Annotated in this window: 11 protein-coding genes; 4 read left to right on the forward strand and 7 right to left on the reverse strand. The window is 68.6% G+C overall.

Annotated elements, in window-relative coordinates:
• Window positions 1-2: 2 nt before the first annotated feature.
• Complete coding sequence (locus AB0280_RS12945; protein ID WP_307492261.1) at window positions 3-506, reverse strand: nucleoside deaminase; 504 nt, start codon at window positions 504-506, stop codon at window positions 3-5.
• 173 nt (window positions 507-679) lie between these two features.
• On the opposite strand from AB0280_RS12945, the gene AB0280_RS12950 reads away from it, so the two are divergent.
• Window positions 680-1,807 carry a ScyD/ScyE family protein gene (locus tag AB0280_RS12950; RefSeq protein ID WP_366367427.1) on the forward strand — a complete coding sequence of 376 codons (1,128 nt, stop codon included), beginning with the start codon at window positions 680-682 and terminating at the stop codon, window positions 1,805-1,807.
• Window positions 1,808-1,889: 82 nt separating this feature from the next.
• Here the strand turns inward: AB0280_RS12950 and rbfA are convergent, their stop codons facing one another.
• The 5 genes from rbfA to rimP form a co-directional block, all read right to left on the reverse strand.
• Window positions 1,890-2,399 carry a 30S ribosome-binding factor RbfA gene (gene rbfA / locus AB0280_RS12955; RefSeq protein WP_307492263.1) on the reverse strand — a complete coding sequence of 170 codons (510 nt, stop codon included), beginning with the start codon at window positions 2,397-2,399 and terminating at the stop codon, window positions 1,890-1,892.
• Window positions 2,400-2,651: 252 nt separating this feature from the next.
• Complete coding sequence (gene infB / locus AB0280_RS12960; RefSeq protein ID WP_224025587.1) at window positions 2,652-5,570, reverse strand: translation initiation factor IF-2; 2,919 nt, start codon at window positions 5,568-5,570, stop codon at window positions 2,652-2,654.
• Between the two features lie 152 nt (window positions 5,571-5,722).
• Complete coding sequence (locus AB0280_RS12965) at window positions 5,723-6,070, reverse strand: YlxR family protein (protein WP_159635606.1); 348 nt, start codon at window positions 6,068-6,070, stop codon at window positions 5,723-5,725.
• Window positions 6,071-6,249: 179 nt separating this feature from the next.
• Window positions 6,250-7,230, reverse strand: coding sequence for a transcription termination factor NusA (nusA, locus tag AB0280_RS12970; protein ID WP_159632360.1), 981 nt, complete (start codon window positions 7,228-7,230; stop codon window positions 6,250-6,252).
• A complete protein-coding gene (rimP, locus tag AB0280_RS12975; protein ID WP_366367429.1) occupies window positions 7,230-7,841 on the reverse strand; it encodes a ribosome maturation factor RimP in 612 nt (203 codons plus the stop codon). The genes nusA and rimP overlap by 1 nt, the downstream gene beginning before the upstream one ends.
• A gap of 140 nt (window positions 7,842-7,981) precedes the next feature.
• Between rimP and AB0280_RS12980 the strand changes: the two genes are divergently transcribed.
• From AB0280_RS12980 to AB0280_RS12990, 3 genes are all read left to right on the forward strand, one after another.
• Entirely contained in the window at window positions 7,982-9,157 is a 1,176-nt protein-coding gene (locus tag AB0280_RS12980; protein WP_366367431.1) for a DUF4439 domain-containing protein, read from the forward strand.
• Window positions 9,158-9,255: 98 nt separating this feature from the next.
• Window positions 9,256-10,023 (forward strand): VIT1/CCC1 transporter family protein, encoded by a 768-nt coding sequence (locus tag AB0280_RS12985; protein ID WP_159632363.1) that lies wholly within the window; start codon window positions 9,256-9,258, stop codon window positions 10,021-10,023.
• On the forward strand, window positions 10,013-11,071 hold the full coding sequence (locus AB0280_RS12990; RefSeq protein ID WP_425328615.1) for an aminoglycoside phosphotransferase family protein: 1,059 nt from the start codon (window positions 10,013-10,015) through the stop codon (window positions 11,069-11,071). Before AB0280_RS12985 ends, AB0280_RS12990 begins: the two co-directional genes overlap by 11 nt.
• A 43-nt stretch (window positions 11,072-11,114) precedes the next feature.
• Here the strand turns inward: AB0280_RS12990 and AB0280_RS12995 are convergent, their stop codons facing one another.
• A complete protein-coding gene (locus AB0280_RS12995; RefSeq protein ID WP_366367433.1) occupies window positions 11,115-12,506 on the reverse strand; it encodes a pyridoxal phosphate-dependent decarboxylase family protein in 1,392 nt (463 codons plus the stop codon).
• Window positions 12,507-12,550: the final 44 nt, after the last annotated feature.

Genomic DNA, 12,550 nt, shown 5'->3' on the forward strand with positions numbered 1-12,550 from the left:
GGCTAGTATTCCTTCCTGCTGTCAAAGGCGCGCCACGTCTGGAAGGGGAGATCCGACGTCGGGATGTCACCCCTGGTCACCGGCATCAGCTCCGGCGCGGCGCCGTTGAAGTAGTCGTAGAAGAGCGCGTCATCGAAGCCTGCAGCCGCTGCCCCGTGCCGGTCGGCGGCGAAGTAGACGTGGCCGATCCTGGCCCACAGGGCGGATGCCAGGCACATGGGGCACGGCTCGCAGCTTGCGTAGAGGACTGAGCCGGTGAGGTCGAAATTCACCGTGGCTGCCGCCGCGGCCCGGATGGCCACCACCTCGGCGTGGGCGGTGGGGTCGTTGTCCCGGGTCACCCGGTTGACCCCGGCGTGGACGCGCCCGTCGGGGGTCACCACCACCGCTCCGAAGGGGCCGCCGCCCTCGCCGACGTTCCGCGTGGCCAGGTCCACGGCCTGCCCAAGGTATTGGCTCAGCTCAGGGTCGATGGAGGGGCTGTTGCCGTGGTCCGCGGAGGTCATAGCACGATCCTAGCCACGGGCGCCCCGGAGGGGGATGGAAAGGGGGCCAAAAAGGGGAGATGCCCCCAACCACTACCAGCCGGTACGGGCCTACGCTTGCGCCCGGGGGATCCATTTTGCCTCCGCGGAGGCTCCACATCCAGCCCGCAAGGGCCCGCACCCCGGAGTACCCAATGAACAAAAGACTCGCACTCTTAGCCTGTACGGCGGCCTCGGCCGCTGCCATCGCGTCCGCAGGCCCTGCCGCCGCTTCCGCCAAGACACCGGATTACGATGTGCTTGCAGGAGGCTTCGTCTCGCCCCTGCGTGTCACTGCCGGACCCGGAAAATCCGTCCTGGTGTCCCAGGATTTTGCCGGAAAGCTCACCCGGATTGACCGGGACGGGTCCACGGAGGACCTTTCCACGGGCACTCCCCAGGGCTGGGAGGTGGCCGGGGCCGACACCCGCGGCAGCACGACGTACTTCCTTGAAAGCGTGGGCGCCGGCCAGGGCGACCCCGCAGGGCTGCACGGGTACCTGAAGTCCATGGACGCCCAGGGCGATGTTGAGACCATCGCCGACTTTGCCGATTACGAGCGGAGCCACAACCCCGACGGTGACCAGCACTACGGATTCGGCGACGACGTCAGCGCCCAGTGCCTCGCGGCGTGGCCGCAGTTCCCGCCCCCCAGCTACGAGGGCATCGTGGATTCCCATCCATATGCGCTGGCGGTGCGCGACAACACTGCCTATGTTGCGGATGCAGGCATGAACGCTGTGCTCAAGGTGAACCTGAAGAACGGTGACATCGACACTGTCGCCGTGCTGCCGCCGCGGCCGGCCGTGGTTCCGGCGGGCCTGCGGATTCCCACGGACATGATGGGAAACACGGTGGAGGTGCCCGCGTGCGTGGTGGGCCATGAGTATGCCTTTGAACCGGTACCCACGGATGTGGGGATCGGACCTGACGGGATGCTGTATGTGACGTCCCTGCCGGGCGGCCCGGAAGGACCTGAACTCGGGGCCCGCGGTGCCATTTTCAGGATCAATCCGTGGAACGGCGACACCGACCTCTGGGCAGAGGATATCCTCAGCCCCACGGGCCTGGCGGTAGCGGGCAACGGTGATGTCTATGTTGCATCGCTGTTCGGCGGCGAGATCCTGAAGTTCACCTGTGACGGGGACCGCTCCCAGTTCCTGGCGGTGAACATGCCGGCAGATGTCGACATCAGTGGCCATACGCTCTACGCCACCGTCGATGCCCTGGGTGACCCGTCGCAGCCGCCCGCGGGCAAGGTCATCAAGGCCGACCTCCGGTAGCGGCAGCCTGCCCCGCCGGCAGGGCGCGGGGGATTAAATGCATCAGGGCCCGGGATACGTTCCCGGGCCCTGGTGTGCGTCTTTACTTGTGGCCGTCCTCGTCGAGGTCCTCATCGTCGGTGAGGTCCAGGTCCTCTTCGTCGAAGTCGTCCTCGTCGATGTCCACGTCGGCGGACGCATCGGACTTGTAGGGGTCGGCCTCGCCCGCGTGCCGCGCGTTGGCGGCCAGGGCGGCCACCTCGGCGTCCCGCCTGCGGGCCTCCCGCAGCAGCTCCTCCAGGTTGGAGGCGTTCACCGGAATCTGGTCGGCCACGAACTCAAGGGTGGGGGTCAGGCGCACGGTGATGTTCCGGCCCACCTCCTGCCGGAGCACACCCTTGGCCTTCTCAAGCCCCTTGGCAGCGTCGGCCTGGACAGCCTGGTCGCCAAAGACGGTGTAGTAAACAGTGGCGTGCTGCAGATCATTGGTCACGCGGGCATCAGTAACAGTAATGCCCTCCAGCCGGGGATCCTTGACCTTCCGGCCCAGAGCCTCAGCAACAACAACCTTAATCCGCTGCGCCAACTTGGCAGCACGTGCCGGATCAGCCATGAACAACTCCTATAAAAAGAAAAAATTAGGGACGTACGACGGCGGCACGGGGGCCGCGATCGGACGTTTCAGTTATCTGCCACGCACTAAAGGCGGGCCAACGACGATGCCGGAGAGTTTTGGGGGCGCCCGGGAGTGGCATCGGGCCTACCGGAGCTGGGCGGCAAAGGATCGCGAGATCCTTTGCCGCCCAGCGTAGGGGCGGGGCGCCCCCAAAACTCGGAGGCTCCCCGCTACCGGTTCGAAACCAGCTTAGACGCGCGGCTTCTCGCGCATCTCGAAGGTCTCGATGATGTCGCCTTCGGTGATGTCGTTGTACGACCCAAGACCGATACCACACTCGAAGTCCGTGCGGACCTCGGTGGCGTCGTCCTTGAAGCGCTTGAGCGTCTCGATGGTGAGGTTGTCGCCGATGATCTTGCCGTCGCGGCTGACGCGTGCCTTGGTGTTGCGGCGGATGATGCCCGAGCGGACGATCGAGCCGGCGATGTTTCCGAACTTGGAGGAGCGGAAGACTTCGCGGACCTCGGCGGTGCCGAGCTGGAATTCTTCGTATTCCGGCTTGAGCATGCCCTTGAGCGCTGCTTCGATGTCATCGATTGCTGCGTAGATGACGGAGTAGAAGCGCATGTCGACGCCTTCGCGGTCTGCCAGTTCGGCAACCCGCTCGGCGGGCTTGACGTTGAAGCCGATGATGACGGCGGAGTCGACCGTTGCCAGGTTGACGTCGTTCTGCGTGATGGCACCCACACCGCGGTGGATGACGCGCAGCTGCACGCCTTCGCCGACGTCGATCTTGAGCAGCGCGTCTTCGAGGGCTTCCACGGCACCGGACACGTCACCCTTGAGGATGAGGTTGAGGGTGTCGATCTTGCCTTCGGCGACGGCCTGGTCGAAGTCTTCCAGGCTGATGCGCTTGCGGCGCTTGGCCAGGGCGGCGTTGCGGTCGGCTGCTTCACGCTTCTCGGCGATCTGGCGGGCGGTGCGCTCGTCAGCGGTCACGAAGAAGGTGTCGCCGGCGCGCGGCACGTTGGACAGACCCAGCACCTGGACGGGGCGGGACGGGCCGGCCTCGGTCAGGGCGCTGCCGTCGTCGTCGAACATCGCACGGACGCGGCCGTGGGCCGTGCCTGCCACGATGGTGTCGCCGACGCGCAGGGTACCGGACTGGACCAGGACGGTGGCAACAGCACCGCGGCCCTTGTCCAGGTTGGCTTCGATCGCGATGCCGCGGGCGTCCTTGTTCGGGTTGGCGCGCATGTCCAGGGCAGCGTCCGCGGTGAGCAGGACGGCCTCGAGCAGCTCGTCGATGTTGAGGTTCTGGCGGGCAGAGACCTCGACGAACATGGTGTCGCCACCGTATTCCTCGGGAACCAGGCCGTACTCGGTCAGCTGGCCGCGGACCTTGTCCGGGTTGGCGCCTTCCTTGTCGATCTTGTTCACGGCCACGACGATCGGCACATTGGCCGCCTGGGCGTGGTTGAGGGCCTCAACGGTCTGCGGCATGACGCCGTCATCGGCTGCGACCACCAGGATGGCGATGTCGGTGACCTTGGCACCACGGGCACGCATGGCGGTGAACGCCTCGTGGCCCGGGGTATCGATGAAGGTGATCTTGCGGTCGGTGCCTTCATGGTTGTGTGTGACCTGGTAGGCACCGATGTGCTGGGTGATGCCGCCGTGTTCGCCGGCCATGACGTCGGACTTGCGGATGGCATCGAGCAGTCGGGTCTTACCGTGGTCGACGTGGCCCATGACGGTGACTACTGGAGGACGTGCCTCAAGGTCTTCGTCGCCTTCGGCTTCGAGCTCAGCGTCGAAGTCGATGTCGAAGCCGGAGAGCAGCTCGCGCTCCTCGTCCTCCGGCGAGACAACCTGGAGCTTGTAGCCCAGTTCCTCGCCGAGCAGGGCGAAGGTCTCTTCGTCCAGCGACTGGGTGGCCGTGGCCATTTCACCGAGGTGGAACAGCACGGTGACCAGTGCGGCGGGGTTTGCCTCGATCTTGTCGGCGAAGTCCGTGATGGACGAGCCACGGCGAAGCCGGATGACGGTGTTGCCGTCGCCGCGGGGTACGCTCACGCCACCCAGCGACGGGGCACTCATCTGCTCAAGTTCCTGGCGCTTGGCGCGCTTGGACTTGCGCTGCTTGCCACGGCCTGCGCCGCCCTTGCCGAAGGCACCCTGGGTGCCGCCGCGGCCGCGGCCGCCCTTGCCGAAACCGCCGCCGGCGGGAGCACCGCCGCCGCCACCGGGACCACCGGTGCCGGGAGCGCCACCGGGGCGTCCGGGACCGCGGCCGCCGCCGGGACGGCCTGCACCTGCGGGTGCGGGACGCTCAGTGCGGTTGGGCATCATGCCGGGCGTGGGACGGGGACCACCGGGACGCGGTGCACCCGGACGGGGTCCGCCTGCACCTGCGGCGGGGCGGGGCCCACCGGCACCGGCTGCGGGACGCGGCCCACCGGGACGCGGTCCGCCTGCACCTGCTGCGGGGCGCGGGCCACCGGGACGGTCGCCGTCGGTGCGGCTGCCGCCGGGACGGGGCATGCCCTGCGAGGTGGCAAACGGGTTGTTGCCGGGGCGCGGGGCGCGCTCACCGTCTCCGCCGCGGCCCCGGGGCATGCCCTGGGAAGTGGCGAAGGGGTTGTTGCCCGGACGGGGTCCGCCGGGACGGGGGCCGGAGGCACCCGGTGTGGATCCACCCGGACGGGCGGAGGGAGCCGGGGTCTCGGCCTTGGGGGCCGGGCGTGCACCGGGCTTGGCACCCGTGGAAGGAGCACCCGCAGACGGTGCTGCGGGGGCGGCAGGCGCGGCGGGAGCCGGCGCTGCCGGTGCAGCTTCCTTGGCAGCGGGCTCGGCGGGGGCGGCCGGAGCCGGGGCCTCAGCCTTGGGGGCCGGAGCCTTGGGCGCAGCCGGGCCGGGAGCCGGGGCTGAAGGACGGTTGCCTGCTGCGGGAGCGGGCGCCTTGGGGGCAGCGGCGGGCGCTGCGGCCGGAGCCGCCGACTTTGCGGCAGCGTCGGGGAAGGCGTTGCGCAGTTTACGCACAACGGGGGCCTCGATAGTTGACGAGGCGGAGCGAACGAATTCGCCCAGTTCCTGCAGTTTTGTCACTGCATCTTTGGAAGTTATACCGAGCTCTTTGGCGAGCTCATGTACGCGGACCTTGGCCACATTTCTCCTGTCTCGGTCCGCACCGAGCCAGGCACGAACCGTCTACTTCTTACTGCGGACCCCAGCCGCTGTTGATGCGAAGGGGCCCATTGCAGAGCGCAACAAAGTTGTCATCGTTACGCACTCATCGCTGGGAACTCATCGGGTTTCCATCAGATTTCTGACCCGCTTTCAGGTTGGACGGTTGGTGTTGCAGCCACCGGGGCGGCGTCAACGTTCGGGCCTGACGTGATCCGGTGTTCGACGGCGGCGGTCCCGGTTGCGCCCTGAAGGGCACGCCCGAATGCTCGCCGCTTGATCGCCAGAGCCAGGCACGATGCGCTGGGGTGCAGCCATGCACCCCGGCCAGCCATCCGGCGTCGTTCATCCACCAGGACAGCGGTTGACCCGCTGCCTTCGGCGACGAGCCGGAGCAACTGCGACCGCGGACCCTTCTTCCGGCATCCGATGCAGGTACGTTGGGGCTGATTCCCGGTGGAAAGCATTTCTGCCACGGTCATCGTCCTGACGTTCTTTCTGCTGGCCGCAGGTTTTACCGTTTCCGTAGTCACGGAAACGAGCACGCCCAAGGCACACGGCTACCGGCCGTTAGGCGCGGTCTTATCTATTCTAGCCCCTCCGGGCCGTTCTGCCCGAAACCGGGTGGCTGTTGCGGCGCAGCAGCCACCCTGCCCGGACCTCACTTATCGCGGTTGCCCGCGGCGTCGGAGACGATGTCGATGCGCCACCCGGTCAGCTTGGCCGCCAGGCGGGCGTTCTGGCCTTCCTTGCCGATGGCCAGGGACAGCTGGTAGTCCGGGACCACCACCCGGGCGGAGCGCGTTGCCTCGTCCGTGATGGTGACCGAATTCACGCGCGACGGCGACAGGGCACTGGCAATGAACGTGGCCGGGTTCTCGCTGAAATCGACGATGTCGATCTTTTCGTCGTTCAGCTCGGTCATGACGGCGCGGACGCGGGAGCCCATTTCACCGATGCAGGCACCCTTGGCGTTGATTCCCGGGGTGTTCGCCTTGACGGCGATCTTGGTGCGGTGCCCGGCTTCGCGGGCCAGCGCCACGATTTCCACGGAGTGGTCGGCGATCTCCGGCACTTCGAGTTCGAAGAGCTTCCGGACCAGGCCCGGGTGTGACCGGGACAGCGTGACGGACGGGCCCTTGGTGCCGCGGTGCACATCGATGACCAGGGCGCGCAGCCGGTTGCCGTGGATGTACTTTTCACCGGGAACCTGCTCGGGCGGCGGCAGGAGAGCCTCGATTGACCCCAGGTTGACCTGGATCATGTGCGGGTTGTTGCCCTGCTGGATGGTGCCGGACACCAGTTCGCCTTCGCGGCCCTTGAATTCGCCCAGGACGTTGTCGTCCTCAACGTCGCGGAGCCGCTGCAGGATGATCTGCCGTGCGGTGCTGGCAGCGATGCGGCCGAACCCCTCCGGGGTGTGCTCGAATTCGCCGATGGGCGCGCCGTCGTCGTCAATCTCGACAGCCCAGATGGTGACGTGGCCGCTCTTGCGGTCCAGTTCGGCGCGGGCTTTTTCGAAGGCGCCGGGTGACTTGTGGTAGGCCACCAGGAGCGCCTGCTCGATGGTGGGGATCAGGAGGTCCAGCGGGATTTCACGCTCACGCTCCAAAAGTCTCAGTGCGCTCATGTCAATATCCATCAGGCCTCCTCGGAAGGTCCATTGTGTTCAGGTTCCAGACCGTCCTCCGGGAGGCGGCTGAATTCGATCTCGACTTTTCCGTTGCGGATCCTGTCGAAAGGAAGTTTTACCGGGTCACCCTGCCGGGGCTTCATGCCCTTCTTGACGGGCACCTCGGGGATAACCGTCACTCCCCCGCCGTCCACGGCGTGGATGCGGCCGGTGACGTTTTCGCCCTGGATGACGTTGACCTTGACCATCCGGCCGCGGGCGCGGTGCCAGTGCCGGGGTTCGGTCAGGGGACGCCCGACGCCGGGTGAGGACACCTCGAGGTCGTAGGGCCGCCCGTCGTCGTTGGGGTCGTTGTCCAGCACGTCAGAGAGCACCCGGGAGATGTCCGCGATGACGTCAAGGCTGACTCCGCCAGTCTCCTCTTGCGGCAGGTCCACCACAACGTGGACCACCCGGTGGGAGCCGGGGATGATGGCAACATCCTCGAGGTACAGGCGGTTGGCCTGGACCGCGGGTTCCAGGAGGGCCCGGAGCCTGGCAGCTTCGGGATTGTGGGCCGGCGCGGATCCGCTTCCCGTACCGGTATGGTCTGGTGAAGCCGTGGCTTCTGCATTGCTCACGATGCCGGCCGCCCTCCCTATAGATGATGTGGTGTTTACTAGCGTAGCTATTTTACCGGTCCAGTGGTGCACCCGGGTGCCCCCTCAGCGTGACACCATGGTCTGTTGTGAAAGACCGCCGCCAGGACACCGACCCCCGCATGCGCCCGATCCGATTTGCCGTCTTTGCACTTGCTGCCCTGGTTGTCCTGAGCCTCGGTTTCGCCCTGATTCCCGCGGAAAAACCTGCCCCCGCCGAGCCTCCGTTTTCTGAGCGCGCCCGGGCGGCAGCATTCAGTGCGGCCCTCGATCTGCGGGCCGCCGGAATGCAGCTCGCTTCCGTGGGCGCCGCGGATTCCACCGCTGTGGACCCTGTTGTGACCTTGCTGACCATTCAGGCCAGGGCGTTGATGCCCCCAAGCGCCGCCTCCGTGACCGGTGCCCCGACCGGGCCTGCGGGCGGCCCGCCCCAGGCATCGCCGCAGGCAGGTGCGTCACCAGCGTCCGTCGCCGGTCCACGAAACACCGCGGAGCTGGTCCAGGCCCTGGCCACCAGCGGGACCATCCGGCTCAGGGACGCTGAAACGGCCGACGGCGGCATGGCACGGCTTCTCGCGGGCGCCGGCACCGCGCAGCTCATCGCGGCCGGGCGTCTTGCCGCTGCCGCCGGGGTCCCCGCACCGCAGGGAACCCCAGGACCCGACGCCGAGGCGCCCGGGACAGCAGCAGCCGCTTCCCCGTGCCCCTCGCCTTCAGTCCAGGCCATGTTGTCCCCGGCCCCTTCAGGCACGCCGGCCTCAGCCCCGCCCGCCTCAGCCCCGTCCGTCTCAGCCCCGTCCGCCAAGGACAGCGCGGCGCCAGGCACTGCCCCCGGCACGCGCCAGGCCCTGGCCGCGGCCGTTTCCGCCGAGCAGCGGGCCGTTTACGGCTACCAGGCGGCGCTCCCCCGCCTCGCTCCCGCCGAGGCCGGTCCGGCGTCGGAATTCCTGGGCGTGCACAAGGATCTGGCTGCGGCCGCGGCGGAACGGCTCCGGGCGGCCTGCGGCGGCCCCGTGCCGCAACAGCCCGGGTACGTCCTCGATCCGGGCTTCCTGGCTGCCCCGGCCGCCGGGCTGGGCAAACTTGAGGCGACAACGCTGGCCTCGTATGGCGACGTTGTGGCCGTCTCGCAGGGCCAGGACCGGACATGGGCCCTGGCAGCCCTTCGCTCCGCCGCAGGCCGTGCCCTGCGCTGGGGAGCAGACCCCGGGCCTGTGCCGGGCCTGCTCCTGGACACCGGGCAACTGCCTGCCCTTCCCGCCGGGACCGGCCTGGCGCCGTCGCCCGCCGCATCCTGACCCCCGCTGAACGGACCGCCGTCCCGCCCTGGATCCGGTCCCGAAGGAAGGCCTTGTGGAGGGTGGCATTGGGCGGGCGGGGGTGGTTTGCTGAAGGGATGAACGCGGACGAACCGGCCGATGCCCCGGGGACCAATGCAGCCGGCCCGGACCTGAACCGCCACCTGGAGACTGAGCCGCACGGCGACGATACAGCGCACCGGCTGAACTGGCTGCGCGCCGGTGTCCTGGGCGCCAACGACGGCATCGTCTCCGTTGCCGCCATCGTCGTGGGCGTGGCCGGGGCCACCGCCGAGCTGGGCCCCATCCTCACGGCGGGCGTAGCCGGGGTGGTGGGCGGTGCGGTGTCCATGGCGCTGGGCGAATATGTTTCCGTCAGCAGCCAAAGCGACAGCCAGCGGGCGCTGATCGAGAAGGAGCGCCGCGAGCTGGCGGAGGACCCGGAAGCGGAACTGGCTGAGCTGACCGCCATCTACCAGGCCAAGGGCCTCACCCCGGAGACGGCGGCCAAGGTCGCCAGCGAGCTTACGGCCCATGATGTCCTGGCAGCGCACCTGTCCGCCGAGCTCAACATCGACGAAGCGGACATTGTCAGCCCCTGGCACGCGGCTTTCGCCTCGGCCATTGCCTTCACCATTGGCGCCATCCTGCCCATGCTGGCCATCCTGCTGCCGCCGCCAGGGATCCGGGTCCCGCTGACGTTCATATCGGTGCTGGTGGCACTGGCGTTGACAGGTGCACTCGGTGCCTGGATTGGCGGCGGCTCGAAAACCAGGGCAGCTGTCCGCGTGGTGGTGGGCGGCGCCCTGGCCCTCGCGGCAACGTTCGTGATCGGCAACCTGCTCGGCGCCTCCGGTGTTGTCTGATCCCGTGGTGCCCGGCCCCTTGTCACCGGGCGCCGTGCCGGCTGCCGTTCCCGTTCCCCCTGACCTCGCTTCCCGCTACGCCCGCAGCAGTGCGGGACGGGCCTGGCTGGGCAGTCTTCCGCGCCTGCTGGCCGAGCGCCTGGAACAGTGGCATCTGGAGGTTGACCTGGTGCCGGGCTGCTTCCCCTGGAGCGGCCACGGCGGCCTGGTCGTGCCGGTACGGCAGGATGACGGCTCGCCGGCAGCCCTCAAAATCGCTTTTCCCCACGATGAGGCCAAGGTGGAGCGGCATGCGCTGGCGCTCTGGGGCGGCCGCGGTGCCGTCCTCCTGCTGGCCTCGGACAGCGGATCCTGTGCCATGCTCCTGGAACGGCTCGACGCCGGCCGGTCATTGGCGGACCTGCCGCTGGATGAGGCAGCGCAGGTGTGGGGCGGATTGGTGCGTCAGCTGGGACTCGTCCCGGACCACCGCCCGGAATGGCAGGAGTTCACCCACATAGCTGCCCTGGCCGAACAATGGAGCGATGACCTGCCCGCGGACTGGGAACAACTGGGACGGCCGTTTCCCCGGTGGCTGTTGGAAGCGGCGCTGGAGGTGTGCCAGACACGCGGCGCGGTGGGACGCCGGTCCGGCCGGGATCTCCTGGTCCACACGGACCTGCATTTCCTGAACATCCTGGCCCGGCCTGGAACAGCGGAGGCAGCCGCGGCCGGCTATGCGGCGATCGACCCCCAGCCCATGATCGGTGAGCCCGAGTTCGCGGTTGCGCCGCTGCTCTGGAACCGCCTGGAAGACCTGCCCGCGGCCCGGCCCGCTCCAGCGCTCCTCGGCCGCTGCCACGATTTCAGCACCGCCGCCGGGCTGGACCCGGACGCGGCCAGGGAATGGGGCATCGCCAGGGAGGTGGAAAACGCGCTGTGGTATGCCTGGAAGGGCCATAGGGGTGACCTGGCGCGGTCGCTTTGGGTAGCCAGCACCCTCGCCGGAAACACCCTGGAGGGCCTGCCGCATCCCCATTCGCTGCCGGAACCTGGGCAGGGCGGATAGGGTCCCGCCCTGCTGCCGGAAGGCGGGCACTGGTGCTGGATGGTCAGGAGTTCCGCACCGCGGCAAGGGCTGACCGGACAGCGTCCACTGCCGTGGCCACATCCTCACCCGCCGTGTGCCAGTTGCTCACCGAAACCCGGAGGATGTCCCGGTCCCGCCAGTGCGAACCGGACATCCACACCTTCCCCTCCTCGATGACGCGGGCGGTGACTGCGCGGGTGGTGTCGTCATCCCCGAATGCCAGGCACACCTGGGTGTAGCCGACATCGTTGAGTACCTCCACCCCGTCCAGGGCCGCCACCCCCTCCGCGATGGCCGTTGCTGCCGCGGCCAGGCCGCCCACGTGCGCGGCCACCCCGTCGCGGCCGAGGCTTTTCAGGGCCGCCCAGACCGGCACTCCCCGTGCGCGCCGGGACAGCTCGGGGACTTTTTCGAAGGGGTCGCCCGGGCCTTCGGCGTCATGCACCAGGTAGCTGGCATGCAGGCCCATCGCAGCCCGCAGTGCCGACGGGTCCCGGACGATGGCGATGCCGCAGTCGTAGGGCACGTTCAGGGTCTTGTGGGCGTCGGTGCCCCACGAATCCGCCTCTTCAAACCCCCGGGTGAGGTGCCGCAGTTCCGGCACAGCGGCGGCCCACAGGCCAAAGGCGCCATCGACGTGGACCCACGCGCCGTGTTTGCGTGCGACGGCGATGGCCTCGGCAAAGGGGTCAAAGGCGCCCGAGTGCACGTTGCCCGCCTGGAGGCATACCAGGGCGGGGCCGGACCCGGCGGCGAGGGCGGCGTCCAGCGCGGCGGGAAGCAGGCGGCCCTGCGCGTCGGCGTCGACCTGGATTGGCTTCCCCAGGCCAAGGTAGCGGAGGCCAAGGTCGACAGTGTCGTGCCGTTCCCGCCCCACAAAGCAGCGGATCCGCGGCGCCCCGGACAGGCCGTCCCGGTCCAGGTCCCATCCGGTGTCGGCCAGGAGCCGCCAGCGGGCGGCGGCCATCCCAGTGAAGTTGGCCATGGTGGCCCCGGTGACGAAGCCGACGTCGGACCCGCCGGGCAGCCCCAGCAGTTCCAGCAGCCACTTTCCGGCGCCGTCCTCTATGGCGGCTGTGGCGGGGGTGGCGTAGCGCATGGCCGCGTTCTGGTCCCAGGCGCTCACCAGCCAGTCTGAGGCCAGGGCAGCGGGCAGGGTACCGCCGATGACCCAGCCGAAGAACCGGCCCGAGGGCATGGCCATCAGCCCGGGCTCGGCCTGCGTGGCAAGGAAATCGATCACCTCAGCAGCGGGCATGCCTGCTGCGGGCAGTAGGCCGCCAAACACGCCGGCAAGATCAGAGGCAGGCACGCGGGGGCCTACAGGGCGGTCCCGGAGGCTGGCCAGCCAGGCCTGCGAGTGCCCTGCTGCGGCTGCCAACGCCGCGGCATACCCGTCGTCGCCGTGTGCCATACCTGCATGCTACGCCGGGCACGCCCGGGTCACGAGAACCAGTT

Origin of the sequence: Pseudarthrobacter sp. 902506025, assembly GCF_040702325.1 — a bacterium.
In the GTDB taxonomy this organism is placed as follows: Bacteria; Actinomycetota; Actinomycetes; order Actinomycetales; family Micrococcaceae; genus Arthrobacter.